The sequence below is a fragment of the Xanthomonas sp. NCPPB 3218 genome (assembly GCF_056725185.1).
This window is the reverse complement of the sequence record NZ_CM161516.1, coordinates 4602186-4615542: the sequence shown is the minus strand read 5'-3', so window position 1 is coordinate 4615542 and position 13357 is coordinate 4602186. Positions and strand designations below refer to the sequence as shown.

General features: G+C 65.6%; 12 protein-coding genes. 6 read left to right on the top strand and 6 right to left on the bottom strand.

Going from position 1 to position 13357, the window contains the following annotated elements; genetic code table 11:
• Positions 1 to 288 precede the first annotated feature (288 nt).
• Complete coding sequence (locus tag AC1PLS_RS19360; RefSeq protein WP_184434782.1) at positions 289 to 1389, top strand: DUF3182 family protein; 1101 nt, start codon at positions 289 to 291, stop codon at positions 1387 to 1389.
• The gene (locus tag AC1PLS_RS19355) at positions 1389 to 2255 is read left to right on the top strand and encodes an alpha/beta hydrolase family protein (protein ID WP_046344865.1); all 867 of its coding nucleotides are present in this window, start codon (positions 1389 to 1391) and stop codon (positions 2253 to 2255) included. Before AC1PLS_RS19360 ends, AC1PLS_RS19355 begins: the two co-directional genes overlap by 1 nt.
• Before the next feature lie 118 nt (positions 2256 to 2373).
• Here AC1PLS_RS19355 and AC1PLS_RS19350 read toward each other — a convergent pair whose 3' ends face one another.
• Together AC1PLS_RS19350 and fabR are read right to left on the bottom strand one after the other, a co-directional pair.
• A complete protein-coding gene (locus AC1PLS_RS19350; RefSeq protein WP_102251070.1) occupies positions 2374 to 3186 on the bottom strand; it encodes a hypothetical protein in 813 nt (270 codons plus the stop codon).
• A 618-nt stretch (positions 3187 to 3804) separates the two neighbouring features.
• On the bottom strand, positions 3805 to 4452 hold the full coding sequence (gene fabR, locus AC1PLS_RS19345; protein ID WP_016902665.1) for an HTH-type transcriptional repressor FabR: 648 nt from the start codon (positions 4450 to 4452) through the stop codon (positions 3805 to 3807).
• Between the two features lie 93 nt (positions 4453 to 4545).
• On the opposite strand from fabR, the gene AC1PLS_RS19340 reads away from it, so the two are divergent.
• Positions 4546 to 5622 (top strand): ferredoxin reductase, encoded by a 1077-nt coding sequence (locus AC1PLS_RS19340; RefSeq protein WP_026064359.1) that lies wholly within the window; start codon positions 4546 to 4548, stop codon positions 5620 to 5622.
• Positions 5623 to 5631: 9 nt separating this feature from the next.
• The gene (locus tag AC1PLS_RS19335) at positions 5632 to 6756 is read left to right on the top strand and encodes a fatty acid desaturase family protein (RefSeq protein ID WP_024939708.1); all 1125 of its coding nucleotides are present in this window, start codon (positions 5632 to 5634) and stop codon (positions 6754 to 6756) included.
• A 314-nt stretch (positions 6757 to 7070) separates the two neighbouring features.
• On the opposite strand, the gene AC1PLS_RS19330 is transcribed toward AC1PLS_RS19335, so the two are convergent.
• Entirely contained in the window at positions 7071 to 8630 is a 1560-nt protein-coding gene (locus AC1PLS_RS19330; protein WP_102582067.1) for an EAL domain-containing protein, read from the bottom strand.
• Between the two features lie 383 nt (positions 8631 to 9013).
• On the opposite strand from AC1PLS_RS19330, the gene AC1PLS_RS19325 reads away from it, so the two are divergent.
• Entirely contained in the window at positions 9014 to 9190 is a 177-nt protein-coding gene (locus AC1PLS_RS19325) for a hypothetical protein (protein WP_180969795.1), read from the top strand.
• Positions 9191 to 9795: 605 nt separating this feature from the next.
• Here AC1PLS_RS19325 and AC1PLS_RS19320 read toward each other — a convergent pair.
• The 3 genes from AC1PLS_RS19320 to ubiK all read right to left on the bottom strand — a co-directional run bounded on the left by AC1PLS_RS19320 (position 9796) and on the right by ubiK (position 12401).
• On the bottom strand, positions 9796 to 10305 hold the full coding sequence (locus tag AC1PLS_RS19320) for a lipocalin family protein (RefSeq protein WP_065033484.1): 510 nt from the start codon (positions 10303 to 10305) through the stop codon (positions 9796 to 9798).
• A 281-nt stretch (positions 10306 to 10586) separates the two neighbouring features.
• The gene (locus AC1PLS_RS19315) at positions 10587 to 12107 is read right to left on the bottom strand and encodes a YifB family Mg chelatase-like AAA ATPase (RefSeq protein WP_104608731.1); all 1521 of its coding nucleotides are present in this window, start codon (positions 12105 to 12107) and stop codon (positions 10587 to 10589) included.
• A 15-nt stretch (positions 12108 to 12122) separates the two neighbouring features.
• The gene (gene ubiK / locus AC1PLS_RS19310; RefSeq protein ID WP_104577275.1) at positions 12123 to 12401 is read right to left on the bottom strand and encodes a ubiquinone biosynthesis accessory factor UbiK; all 279 of its coding nucleotides are present in this window, start codon (positions 12399 to 12401) and stop codon (positions 12123 to 12125) included.
• Positions 12402 to 12592: 191 nt separating this feature from the next.
• Here ubiK and AC1PLS_RS19305 point away from each other — a divergent pair, with 191 nt between their 5' ends.
• Positions 12593 to 12931 (top strand): P-II family nitrogen regulator, encoded by a 339-nt coding sequence (locus AC1PLS_RS19305; RefSeq protein WP_016904463.1) that lies wholly within the window; start codon positions 12593 to 12595, stop codon positions 12929 to 12931.
• The last annotated feature ends 426 nt before the right edge of the window (positions 12932 to 13357 follow it).

The following is a 13357-nucleotide window of genomic DNA, read 5'->3' as shown; positions in this document are numbered from 1 at the left end:
GAGATGAGAGTACTCAGGATGCAGGACAGCGAAAGCAGCCGTAAGCCGCCAGCCGCCAGCGGTACCTCCGAAGCACGCGTGTGGTGGCATGCCTTGGTGGAGCTACGAGGGGGACGTGTCGCCATCAGCTTGATCGTCGTCCTTGCGATCGTATTTGCGTTCTATCTGACGCTGAAATAAGCCGTTTCTCCCGGGCATCGCATAGCGCTGTATCAATGCCTGCATACGTCTCAACTGTTTGAACAAGCCAGCAACGGCACGCGGCTCGACGCTGCGAGGGGAGACGTGATGGCGCACAGGCAGTACTGCCAGGTCGTGGGGCATGTCACGCGTCCGGTGCCCGAGGACGGTCATGAGCGTGCCACGCATGCCTGGGTCTGCGGTGAAATCGCAAGGTTGCTGGGCGTTCGCGGCGCAGGGCACGCCAGTGACTCCAAGCATGTTGTTCCTGAGACCGTGTTTCATGTGCCCGATGAGACCTTGACCTCGGAACAGGCGCATGGACTCGGTATCGATGACGCGGCGGATTTGCTGGGCGGCATCGTGCCGCATGCCTTCCTGGCGACCAAGGTGATCGGCCACCCGCTCATTGCCGACCATGCAGCCAGCATCACCGGATGGAACAAGGCACTGGCCACCGCGCTGATCCCGGCAACATTGGCGGGCTATACGGTGTTTTCGCGCATCGATGCCCTGCGTGCATTGGAGCTCCTGCTTCCGGATGGCGGTGTGCGACTGAAGCTGCCGACCGGCGTGGGTGGCAACGGCCAATGGCGTATCGCCGGTGCAGCGCACCTCGCGCAGGTGCTGGACAGCCTGCCGGAGCATTATTTGCGCACGCATGGCGCGGTGCTGGAGCGCAACATCCTGCAGCCCGTGACGCATAGCGTGGGCGAGCTCTGCCTTGCCGGTGTCCAGATTGCCTATTACGGCACGCAATGCAGTGTGCGCAACACGCAGGATGAAGAGGTCTACGGCGGCTCGTCGCTGCATGTGTATCGCGGATCGCTCGAGGCACTGGCCATGACCGCGCTACCGTTGCTGCAACAGCGGGTGGTCGAGCAGGCCTGCAGATACGATCGATTCATCACCGCCGCCTATCCTGGGTTGCACATCTCGCGGCGCAACTACGACGTGGTCAGCGGCGACGATGGGCAGGCCGGTCCGGTCTGTGGTGTGCTGGAGCAATCCTGGCGCGTCGGCGGCGCGACACCGGCCGAGCTGGCCGCGATCTCCAGCTTTCAGGATGACGCCAACCTGCAGTGGGTGCATGCATCCACGCATGAGATCTATCAGGGCGAACCGCCCGCGGATGCGCAGATCTACTACCGCGCGGAGCGCGTCGGGCCGGGTCCGCGCTTCAAATACAGGAGGGTATCCACCGCATAATGGAAGCCAAACTTTCCAGCATCCAGATCCCGGTCGACCAGGACGAACTCAGCGGCACCTTGCTGACGCCTACCGGCATTCCCGCCGTGTTGTTCGTCCACGGTTGGGGCGGCAGCCAGCATCACAGCCTAGTGCGTGCGCGCGAAGCGGTCGGCCTGGGCTGCATCTGCATGACCTTCGACCTGCGCGGTCACGAAGGCTATGCGTCGATGCGTCAGAGCGTGACACGCGCGCAGAACCTGGACGACATCAAGGCCGCCTACGATCAGCTCGCTGGCCTGCCGTACGTCGATCCGCAGTCGATTGCGGTGGTCGGGCTCAGTTACGGCGGCTACCTGTCGGCATTGCTGACGCGCGAACGCCCGGTGGAATGGCTGGCGTTACGCTCGCCCGCGCTCTACAAGGACGAGCACTGGGATCACCCCAAGGTGAGCCTCAACGCCGATCCGGAGTTGATGGACTACCGGCAACGCGTGCTGACCCCCGACGACAATATCGCCCTGGCCGCCTGTGCCGATTACAAAGGCGATGTGCTGTTGGTGGAGGCGCAACACGACGTGATCGTGCCGCATCCGGTGTTGCGCAACTACGCCAATGCCTTCGTCAATGCGCGCTCGCTGAGTGCACGCGTGATTGCCGGTGCCGATCACGCATTGAGCGTCAAGGAACACCAGCAGGAATATACGCGCACGCTGATCGACTGGTTGACCGAGATGGTGGTCGGCCGGCGCATCGCCCTGGCCAAGGAAGTGGTGGCCGCGCGCAAGCACAGACTCAAGCAGCAGAGCGATGCGCTCTCCTCGCCGGGGCAGGGCACGAATGAATTCCGTGGCGATATCCGTGCGGTGGAGAACAGTTCCAGCTGATTCGCGCGTTGGCTAGAACGCCTCGTGCATGGCAGTGCTTTCCACAAAGAAGAACGGGCCCGTGGGGCCCGTTCTTCTTCCAAGACTTCAACCTGGCTCGGCGCCAGGCCGTATGAGCTTAGACGCGCGGGTCGGTCGGGTTGCGACGTGCCGCATCACCGTGATGCTCGGAATCGAAGGCTTCGCGCACTGCGTGCTTGGCCTTTTCCCAGCTCAGGCGCGAGTTGGACTTGAACCGGTCCCAGCCGTCGCCCAGGTCGCGTTCCAGATGGTCGTCCCACTGGCGGCCGGCGTGTTGCTGACGCGCCTGCATGCCATAACGATAGGCCGGACGATAATCGTCATAGGAATACTCGGCATCACGATAGCTCGCGCTGTCGAAACGGCCTTCGTAATGCGTGTCGCCCTCACGATAGACGCTATGCGTGCGATCGGCGCGTTCCCAGGCATCACGCGCAGCAAGGCGCGCTTCTTCCCATTCCAGTCGCGATTCCCCGCGATTGCGCGGCCACTCGCCGGCCAGGGTCGCTTCGGTTTCTTCCCAGGTGCTGGTTGGGCGCGTTTCGCGCGCCTGCAGGCCGAAGCCGTACACGGTGGCGTAATCGCGATCGTAATCGGTGCCTTCCTTGTAGTAAGGACGGTTCTGATATTCCTGGCGCCAGTATTCGGTTTCCACTGTCGGGTCCAGGCGCTCGGCCACGCCCTTGCCGGCTGCAGCGCCGGCCACCACGCCCACCGCAGCGCCGATCAGGGTGCCCAGCGGGCCGAACACCGTACCGGCCAGCGCGCCTGCGGCAGCGCCGCCTGCAACGCCGCCCACACCCACGCCTACCGGATGCGAACCGGGTGCGCCGGAGATCGGATCACGATTCAAATCCTGCGCTTCGGCCTTGCGTTCCTGCTTGTCGAGAGGGGTATCGTGGTTGCTCATGTCGTCTCCGGGGTGGCTGTAGGTGCGTCTGTCGAGCAGATCGCGAACGTGGCGCCACCTTGGCCAGCGAGGAGTGAAACGCGTGTGCTTGGACGTGAGTGCCGTCGCGACAAGACTGAACTGTGCATCTGTCGGTATGGATGAGGTCGCTGCCGCCAGCCTGCAATATCGCGCTCAAGCAAGCTTGCACCGCAGGTGTATTGATTTATCGAATGGCCTTACGTGGCTGGTGTGTACGGATAATCTGTACCAAGACGTCAGCCGATAACGCCAAGCGTATTTCCACAAAGCGGTGGCCTTCAGAAGATGCGGCCGTATTGCCCTGCAGGTCATCGAAATGCCTTCGAAAGCAGGCACTACAGATGTTTCAGCGATCGCTATTTCTGGCTGGCTGTGCGAAACGCAGTACCTGCGGCCATGTCGATGCACGGGCGCTTGAACGATGCTCGACGCGGCAACGCAGGTGGACGACGCCAGCATGACCACAAGGTCATTGACGCGATGACAGTGCAGACGTGCGATGCAATCCATCCGCAGCCAGCCGGGCTGCAGCGCTCAACGATCAAGCGTCATCGATGAAAGCAGGGCAGGCACGCCGCTTCCAACGTCAAACCACGCTCACCCGCCGTGCGTGCCCAAGGTACGTGCGCCGGTCAAGATCATGCGCAGCATCTGCGAGATCTGTTCGATCAATTCGGGATCTTTTTCCGGCGGCGAGTCCATCGCCACTGCACCCATCGCAAACACCAGCCGGGTGATCGCCTTGGACACCAGCGCCGGTGCATGCAGCTTGGCGTTGTCGGCGGCGGCCAGGCGGATCAGGTCCACCCGCAGCTCGTCTTCGAAATAGCTGAGCTCGCGCTCCACTGCCTGCTTGAATGCATCCGAGCCCACCGCGCCTTCGCGCAGCAGCACATGCAGCAACTTGTCGTCGGCGCGCAGCTGCTCCATGAAGGCTTCGACCGACACGCGGATGACGCTGCGGTCGGTGGAGGTGGCGCGCTGGCGGGCCTGGCCGATGATGGTGCGCAACGAACGCCCGGCCAGATCGATCAAGGCCACCGCCAGCTCGTCCATGTCGCGAAACTGGCGGTAGAAGCTGTTCGGCGCGATGCCGGCTTCGCGTGCCACCTCGCGCAGGCTCAGCGTGGACAGGCTGCGATGCGGTCCGATCAGCGACAGCGCCGCGGCGATCAGGTCCTCGCGTGAAATCGCCGGCTTGCGTGACGGCGGCGCGTCTTGGGAAGGCAGGGCGATGGAGGTCATGAGGCAGCAGCTAGGCGTGGGCCTGAATCATAGCTCCTCTGATCGATATACAACTGTATACACGGCTGTGCATGCATGCGTATAGTGCAATCCATGAACCTGGCATCTCCTCCCAAGTCCAAGTCCCCATTGCCGACGCGTCTGGCGCGCCGGCTGGTGTCGCCGCAGCTGTTCGACTTCTGGGCGACCCGGCTCAATCCGCTGTGGACGCTGGAACGGCCGATGGCCCGCCTGGTCGCGCGCACGGCGGCCAGCCGCGACGCGGTGACCCTGGTGCTGCGGCCCAATGGCCACTGGCAGGGCCTGCAGGCCGGCCAGCACGTGAGCCTGGGCGTGGAGATCGACGGCCGCCGCCTGCTGCGCAGCTATAGCCCGACCGTGCTGGCCGATGGCCGCCTGGCGATCACCGTCAAGGCGATCGAGGGCGGGCTGGTCAGCCGCTACCTGGCCGGCGCTGCGCCGATCGGGACGGTGGTGTCGCTGGATCCGGCCTTCGGCGACATGCTGCTGCCGACCACCCCGACGCCGCTGTTGCTGCTGGCTGCCGGCTCGGGCATCACCCCGATGCGCGCGCTGCTGCAGGCCGCCGCGCAGGCCGGCATGCCGATGGACGTGGACCTGCTGTACTGGGTGCGCCAGCGCGACGAAGCCTGCTTCGTCGACGAATTCGAGGCGATGGCCGCCGCCCATCCGCGCTTGCGCGTGCGGCTGCTGACCACCCGCGAAGGCGCCACGCCGGCGGCGCGCATCGATACCTATCCGTTGGAGCAGATTGCCGATCTCTCCAGCCGTCACGTCATGGTCTGCGGGCCAGGCGGTTTCGTACAGGCGGCGCGTGCGCGCCTGCAGGGCCGCGTGGCCGCGTTCCAGGCCGAAGCCTTCAGCGTGCCGACGCTGGAAGACGGCGAAACCGGTGATGTGCAGGTCCAGCTGTCACGCAGTGGCCGTACGCTCAGCCTGCCGCGCGGCCAGTCGCTGCTGGAAGGGCTGGAAGCGCAAGGCCTGCGCCCGAAATACGGCTGCCGCATGGGCATCTGCAACAGCTGCGCCTGCGCGCGCCAGTCCGGCACCACGCGCCACCTGTTGACCGGTGAGCGCAGCAATGAACCCACCGCACAGGTCCGCCTGTGCATCAGTGCCCCGAGCACTGACCTGATCCTGGATCTGTAAGGAATCTTCATGAGCCGAGTCCATAACCGCGCCCTGTCCGCTGCCGAACTGCAGTCCTTCGGCGACGAGCTCGATGCCATTCGCGCCCGCGTGCAGAGCCAGGTCGGCGCCGCCGATGCGCGTTACATCCGCCGCATTGTGGCGGCGGTGCGCTGGACCGGCGTGGCCGGTCGCGCGCTGCTGTTCCTGGGCGCGTTCGTGCACAGCGTGCTGATCCCGGCCTGGATCGCCGGCGTGGTGCTGCTGACCCTGTCCAAGATCCTGGAGAACATGGAGCTGGGCCACAACGTCATGCACGGCCAGTACGACTGGATGGGCGATCCGCAGCTCAACGGCAACACCTACGAGTGGGACATCGTTGCCACCGGCGACAACTGGCGCAAGACGCACAACTTCAAGCACCACACCTACACCAATGTGCGCGGCATGGACGACGACATCGGCTACGGCCTGCTGCGCATCTTCCCCGAGCAGCGCTGGCGCCCGTTCTACCTGCTGCAGCCGTTCGTGGCGGTGTTCTTTGCGCTGCTGTTCGAATGGGGCGTGGCCATCCAGGACCTGCGCCTGGGCCGCTGGTTCGCCGGCAAGATGAAGGCGGCCGAATTGCGCGCCTCGTTCCTGCCGGTCGGCCGCAAGATGGGCCGCCAGATGCTCAAGGACTACATCGTGTTCCCGCTGCTGGCCGGCCCGTTCTTCCTGACCGTGCTGCTGGGTAACCTGGCCGCCAACGTGCTGCGCAGCATCTGGACCTTCGTGATCATCTTCTGCGGCCACTTCACCGCCGATGCGGAAGTGTTCCCGAAGGAGTCGATCCGCAACGAGTCGCGCGGCCATTGGTATCTGCGTCAGCTGCGGGGTTCCTCGAACCTCACCGGTGGCAAGCTGATGAACGTGCTGTCGGGCAATCTGAGCCACCAGATCGAGCATCACTTCTATCCGGACCTGCCGGCCAATCGCTACGCGCAGATTGCGGTCGAGGTGAAGCAGGTCTGTGCGCGTTACGGCCAGCACTACAACACCGGCTCGCTGCCGCGTCAGTTCGGCCAGGTGATGTGGCGGATCGTGCGGCATGCGTTCCCGAGCCGGCCCAAGCCGGTACGCCGCCAACGCGAAGGCGCCTTGCAAAGCGCCTGATCGAAAGGGCCGCCATTGGCGGCCTTTTTTTTTTGGTGCAGTCAGTCCCAGTAGGATCGCCACACGAGATTGCACCTTGCCGGGTGCTCGGCATCGGTGCTTGCGGCAGGGGTGAACGCAAAGCGGTAGCGCCAGCTCGGGCAGCACGCGTTCGGGCAATTTGAGCTTGCGTGCGGGCGAGATCAGTACCTGTGCTGCGATTCGAGCATGCCGTGCGCGCACAACGTTTATCTAGGTGCCTGGATCGCCGTGGCCGTTGGTCGACTACGCGTCCTGACGGTCCAGGTCAGTGCAGGGCGCCGTCCCGGCGCCGGTCAGTGCGCAGCGCCGCGCATCAGTGCGTGGTAGGCGATGAAGCCGGTAGCCGGCAGCGCGCGCGAGAACAGCCAGCCCTGCGCCAGATCCACGCCGTGCGCGCGCAGATAGTCCAGCTGCTCCTGCCGTTCCACGCCTTCGGCAATGGTGCGTAACTGCAGCGTCTTGGCCATGTCGATGATGTGCGAGGTCACCGCGCTGGTGGCCGAATGGGTGCCGATGGTATCCACGAACGACTTGTCGATCTTCAGCGCATCCAGCGGCAATCCCTGCAGGTACTGCAGGCTCGAGTACCCGGTGCCGAAGTCGTCGATCGACACCGTGTGGCCGGCACCGCGCAAATGGGTGATGGTGGTGCGTGCCGCTTCGATGTCCATCAGGCTGCGTTCGGTCGCCTCCACCCACAACTGCCCGCTGTCCACACTAGTGCCGTGCAGCGCCTGGGCAAGCACGGTCTGCACACGGCCGCTCTTGATGTCCTCGGCAGAGACATTGATGGCCACGTGCAGGGAGGGGTCAGCCGCCAGGGTGGGGCCGAGGTCGCGGATGACTTCGGCCACCACCAGGTCGGTGATCGGCAGGATCAAGCCGCTTTCTTCGGCCAGCGGGATAAAGGCATCGGGCGGGATCAGCACGCCATCGGGTTGCTGCCAGCGTACCAGCGCCTCGGCACCGACGCAGGCGCCGGTGTCGAGCGCGATGATCGGCTGGTAATGCACGACGAACTCGTTGCGCTGGACGGCGATTTCCAGCCGTGCCAGCGGCGACAACCGCCGCCGCGACACCCAGATCACCAGGCTGACCAACAGCAGCGCCAGCGCAATGCCGACCGGTACCACCTGCAGCCGCGCGGCCGCCAGCGGCCCGCGCAGATAGGCCGCCGGCTCGGTGACGACCGCGGCCCAGTCGCCGCGACGGTCGCGGCCGGACAACACCTGGGCATCTGCGCCGGTGCCGGAGGCGTCGGTCGGCGCTGCGATCAGCAGCCGCTCGGCGGCAGTGCCTGTACTGCTCAGTATCTGTCCGTCCGGCGTGCCGATCGCCAACTGCAGGCCGGGCGGCAGATTGATGTCGGTCAGCGTGGTCGGATTGATCAGGACGTTGTAGTCGCGCAGTTGCAGGGCCATCAGCGGGTGTTGCGGATTGGCCAGCGGACGCAGCCGCGTGGTGACCGCAATGCCACGCTTGACCACGAAGTCGGCAGCGGTGTGCGCAACCGCCTGCGGCGATGGCCCCCATGAGGTACAGCGCAACCGGCCCTGCTGCATGTAGCCGAGTTCGACGATGTAGTGACTGGCCAGCACCAGTGCGCGCATCTGCGCCAGATGCGACTGCGAGCAGGGCGGCAGCTGCGATGCGCCCATACTCAGGAGCGCGCCATGGGCCTCGTCGAAGGCAGTGTCGGTGCGTCGGATCGACAGCGCCGCGAGCTGCGCGAGTTTGCTCTCCTCGCGGTCCAGCGCCAGCCGCCATGCCAGATAGTAGGACAGGCTGATCGGAAGCATTGCGCCCAGCAATACCAGCAGCACGGTCAGACTGATGATGCGTTGACGCTTCACCTCACCACCCACATCTGCGTGGAGGGGTGCTCACGCACGACAGCCCGTGCAGAGCGACGCTGACGCGTATCGCCCCGCCACTGGCGCAGCATGCCGGTGCCGCACGCGGACGTGCCGCGCGAGGACGCTGGAGACAGTGACGGTGGACTGATGAGGCTGCACGTCGCGAATGTACGACAGACGCGCGGGTTGCGCGCGTCCGCGGAGCGAAGCAGACGTGATTTTCTGCAAACGACGATGCCGGCAAGTGTGGCAATCGGCCTCGTCAACGGATTCACGCGCCTGCACCAGGCGGCGCGCTAGGGTCGAAGTGTCTGTGCTCCCAAGCGGGAGCCACGGCGCCACCCGGCCCCGTGCAAGGCACTCTCCCTGGAGGAATCACCATGACAACGCAGAAAGAACGCGTCGGCGGCACCGATACGGTGCCGATCTTCAAGATGCAGGAAACCACCCGCGATGGCGAGCTGACCAAGTACGTGGTCGGCGACACCGGCGTCGCCTTCGACAGCCTGGAAGGCGCGCAGGCTGCGGCCAAGGATCTGGGTGCGCTCGACGGTTGAGTCGGGCTGCAGTCCGGTCGCCAGTCGTCCAATATCAGATAGGCGAGGGGGGTAGGTCGAGGGCGCGGCGCCCTCAGCGCTCGCAGGACACGCCGTGCATCCGTCTGTGCAGGCTCCCTGGCGGCATTGATGCCGCCAAGGGTCCCACACTGGCAAGTTGGTCGGCCGCTTTCTCGAAAGCGTGTTCCTGAGCTTGCGGCGGGCAGACGAGACGTTTGTCGGTTGCGTGTTGAACACCTGTGTGCTGCGCGGCTTGGGATGGGAAGCCGGGGGCATGCAGTGATCCGACCAACCATGTCTTGCCCTGCTTGCCCCATGCACACCGACCATCTCGACTGGTCCTTCGCTGCCTACCGTCGCGGGACCTTACGCGGCATGGATGCCGCCTAAGAGCCTACAGGCATGTACTTGCAGCGTGTCCCGCGATGGTGGGCGGGCAAAGGGCCCTGCAGCCAAGTTGCAGATTCAGCCGCTCTAGAGTCGGTCTGGCTTTACGGTCGAGCTATCCGCAACCCCGATCCCCAAAGACACAAGCCATTCGCTGGCCGAGGAAGCGTGCCCAAGCGAGAAACGTTGAAGGCTGCTTTGTCGGCTTGGCGTCGCTGTCAGGGAAGTGGCTGCTCGGTCAGTCGCCCGGTGTGCGGGGTGTGGATCAGCGGGGCCAGATCGAAGCCCTGCTCGCGCGCATGCGCCAGATAGGCCTGGGTGGTGTTTTCGTCCAGTTGCGGCAGCCTTGCCAGCAGCCACAGGTACTTGCGGTCGGGTCCGCCGACCAGCGCGGCGGTGTAGTCCGCATCGATGCGCATCACCCAGTAATCGCCTTTGGTGAACGGAATCCAGCGCAGGCCTTCGGGCAGGAAGGTGACCTCCAGTCGTGCATTGCTGTCGTCGATGGCGCGCGCCTGCCCGATCGCTTCTTCCAGCTCGCCCTCGGCGGTCAGGCAGCGGTTCTGCACCCGCACCGTGCCATCGTCCTGCAACGAATAGTGCGCCGACACATCGGTGCAATCGGCATCCTCGAAGCGAATCGGCAGCCGTGCGATTTCGTACCAGGTGCCCAGATAACGATTCAGATCCAGGGACGGGACGGTTACTAGGTCGGGAAGTCGGCTCATGACGGCCTCTGCGCAATGGGAAGGCGGACGTTGTACGTGCATCGCCATGAAATGGATGTTGCGACGCTGGAGAGAGCGTGTGGACGTATCGGCGGATGCTGTGCCGCCGGATGGAAGCACGCGTACGCGCCCTGCCGACGAACCGGCAGCAGATAACCCTTCGATGGAGACAGCGATCGATCGCATTGCCGTCTGGAATTCCTTAGCATCCTAACGAAACTGCGCGGCATCGTCGTACGGTGGACCACTGCCACCACGTTGAGGCGTTTGGATCGGCGCTGCTACGCCGCGCTCGCCGTGCCGATGGCGCGATCCAGTTTGCGGTAACCAATGGCCTCGGTCAGATGCCGGGTGGCAATGGCCGCACTGTCGTCGAGATCGGCAATGGTGCGGGCCACGCGCAGGATGCGATGCATCGAGCGTGCGGAGAGCTGCAGGTGTTCGATGGCGCGTTCCAGCAGCACCTGATCGTCGCCTTCCAGGCGGCAGTGGTCATCGGTCTGTGCCTGATCCAGGTGAGCGTTGGGTGCGCCGGCACGCGCGAGTTGCCGTTGGCGTGCGGCGACCACGCGGGCACGCATGCTGGCGCTGTCTTCGCCGGGATCGCCGCTGCGCAAGGCCTGCGGGGGCAGTCGCGGCACTTCGACATGCAGGTCGATCCGGTCCAGCAACGGGCCGGAGATGCGGCTGCGATAGCGGCGGATGCTGTCGCTGCTGCAGCGGCAGCGCCCGCTGCCATCGCCGGCCCATCCGCACGGGCATGGGTTCATGGCAGCAACCAGCTGGAAGCGTGCCGGGAAATCCACGCTGCGCGCGGCGCGCGAGATCGTCACCAGGCCGGATTCCAGGGGCTCGCGCAACACTTCCAGCGTCTGCCGTTGCCATTCGGGCAATTCGTCCAGAAACAGCACGCCGTTGTGGGCCAGCGAGATCTCGCCCGGGCGCGGATGCGTGCCGCCTCCGACCAATGCGACCGCGCTGGCGGTATGGTGCGGAGCCCGGTAGGGCCGCTGCCGCCAGCGCGCAAGATCCAGCCCGCGGCCGCTGACCGAGGTAATGGCAGCGGTTTCCAGTGCCTCGGCCTCGCTGGATTCCGGCAACAGGCCGGGCAGGCGCGAGGCGAGCAGGGTCTTGCCGCAGCCAGGGCTGCCGACCAGCAATAAATGGTGACCACCGGCAGCGGCGATCTCCAGCGCGCGACGCGCGTGCGGCTGGCCGCGCACATCGGCCATGTCGGGCAGCGCGCGCGCGCCGAGCGCCGGAATCGCTACCTCGGCAGCGGGCGCCCGTTGGCTGCCGTTGAGTGCGGCGCAGACTTCCAGCAGCGTACGCGCGGTGAAGGCCTCGACGTGCCCGGCGACAGCCGCTTCGGCGCCGTTGGTCAGCGGCACGATCAGCCGTCGCCCGGCCTGCGCGGCAGCCAGGGCGGCCGGCAGCACGCCATCGACGCCGCGCAATTCGCCGGTCAGCGCCAGCTCGCCGAGAAACTCGTAGTCGGCCAGGGTCTGGCGATCGATCTGCCCGCTGGCGGCCAGGATGCCGAGGGCGATCGGCAGGTCGAAGCGGCCGCCTTCCTTCGGCAAGTCGGCCGGGGCCAGGTTGATGGTGATGCGCCGGGCGGGAAATTCGAATTGTGCGCACAGCAGCGCCGCACGCACGCGTTCGCGCGATTCGCGTACCGCAGCCTCGGGCAGGCCCACGATCTGGGTGGAGGGAAGCCCGCCGGAGAGATGCACCTCCACCCGGACCTCAGGTGCATGCACCCCCACGCGGGCACGGCTGTGCACCAGCGCCAGACTCATGGTGGAGGGTCCTGGTCAGGGAGCGGCAGGTGGCGCTGCGGGCGGCGTCGCGGGCGCACGGGCTTCCAGCGCGGCCACGGCTTGCTCCAGCGCCTCGAGTTTTTCGCGCGTGCGCAGCAGCACCGCGCGCTGCACGTCGAACTCTTCGCGGGTGACCAGGTCCAGCTTGCCCAGGCCGGCCTGCAGCGCGCCCTTGAAGGTGCTCTGCAGTTCTTCGCGCGATTGGCGCAGGCCCGGCGGCACCAGGTCGCTGAGGCGGCGGGCGAGGTCGTCGAGCTGGTTGAAATCGATCATGGGTGTTCTCCGCAGGTCCGTAGGAAGCCTAGTGCAGGCCGGGACACGCGGGACATCGGCAAGGCAGTCGGCAGGCGGTAAGGATAGTCCCATTCGACTGTCGGCCGCGGTGACGGGCGCACGCTGCCGGGTGAGTGTTACGGCCGTCCACGGTATGCTGCGCGCCCTGTCATGCCGCTGGATCCGCACCGATGAAAATGATCATGGCCATCGTCAAACCGTTCAAGCTCGACGATGTGCGCGAAGCGCTCGCCGGCTGCGGGGTGGCAGGCATCACGGTCACCGAGGTCAAGGGCTTCGGGCGCCAGAAGGGGCACACCGAGCTGTATCGCGGTGCCGAATACGTGGTCGATTTCCTGCCCAAGGTGAAGATCGAAGTGGCGGTGACCGACGACCAGGCCGAGCGCGTGGTCGAAGCCATTGTGACCGCGGCCGGGACCGGCAAGATCGGCGACGGCAAGGTGTTCGTCTACGACCTGGGCAGCGTGGTGCGCATCCGCACCGGCGAGCTGGACAGCGACGCGCTGTAAGGCGTCAGCGGGCAGCGCCTTTGGCCGCTGCTGCGCCGTTGGTACTCAGGCGATTGGCCGATTGCTGAGATACCGCACCCGTCATCGCCCGATTGCCGCGACACAGCGCCACGGCGTCCACCACTGCGTCGTGGGTCACCGTTCGCCGTGGGTAGGCGGCACCTGGCATCGACGGCCGACGCGTCTGCGAGACGGTGCCCCGTGCGCAACCTCATCCGGGGCGGTTGGCCCGCGACATGACCCGAGCGGTACCACGCCCACGCGTGTGCTCATACCATTTCAATACCGCAGATCAAATCCGGCGCCTGAGGCCAGCAGCGGCCTCAGCGTTGTGCCGTCACGCAGCCTGCCGTTCTGCTCTGAGGAAATGTCGTGAGGCCGGGCCCGCTTGTCGCCACGCGACGACTTGCCTACTCTAGGGCCTAA

Excerpts from the sequence above, each read along its gene's own strand:
- AC1PLS_RS19360 (WP_184434782.1), top strand. The coding sequence starts at position 289 with ATGGCGCACAGGCAGTACTGCCAGGTCGTGGGGCATGTCACGCGTCCG.
- AC1PLS_RS19355 (WP_046344865.1), top strand. The coding sequence starts at position 1,389 with ATGGAAGCCAAACTTTCCAGCATCCAGATCCCGGTCGACCAGGACGAA.
- AC1PLS_RS19350 (WP_102251070.1), bottom strand. The coding sequence starts at position 3,186 with ATGAGCAACCACGATACCCCTCTCGACAAGCAGGAACGCAAGGCCGAA.
- fabR (WP_016902665.1), bottom strand. The coding sequence starts at position 4,452 with ATGACCTCCATCGCCCTGCCTTCCCAAGACGCGCCGCCGTCACGCAAG.
- AC1PLS_RS19340 (WP_026064359.1), top strand. The coding sequence starts at position 4,546 with ATGAACCTGGCATCTCCTCCCAAGTCCAAGTCCCCATTGCCGACGCGT.
- AC1PLS_RS19335 (WP_024939708.1), top strand. The coding sequence starts at position 5,632 with ATGAGCCGAGTCCATAACCGCGCCCTGTCCGCTGCCGAACTGCAGTCC.
- AC1PLS_RS19325 (WP_180969795.1), top strand. The coding sequence starts at position 9,014 with ATGACAACGCAGAAAGAACGCGTCGGCGGCACCGATACGGTGCCGATC.
- AC1PLS_RS19320 (WP_065033484.1), bottom strand. The coding sequence starts at position 10,305 with ATGAGCCGACTTCCCGACCTAGTAACCGTCCCGTCCCTGGATCTGAAT.
- AC1PLS_RS19315 (WP_104608731.1), bottom strand. The coding sequence starts at position 12,107 with ATGAGTCTGGCGCTGGTGCACAGCCGTGCCCGCGTGGGGGTGCATGCA.
- ubiK (WP_104577275.1), bottom strand. The coding sequence starts at position 12,401 with ATGATCGATTTCAACCAGCTCGACGACCTCGCCCGCCGCCTCAGCGAC.
- AC1PLS_RS19305 (WP_016904463.1), top strand. The coding sequence starts at position 12,593 with ATGAAAATGATCATGGCCATCGTCAAACCGTTCAAGCTCGACGATGTG.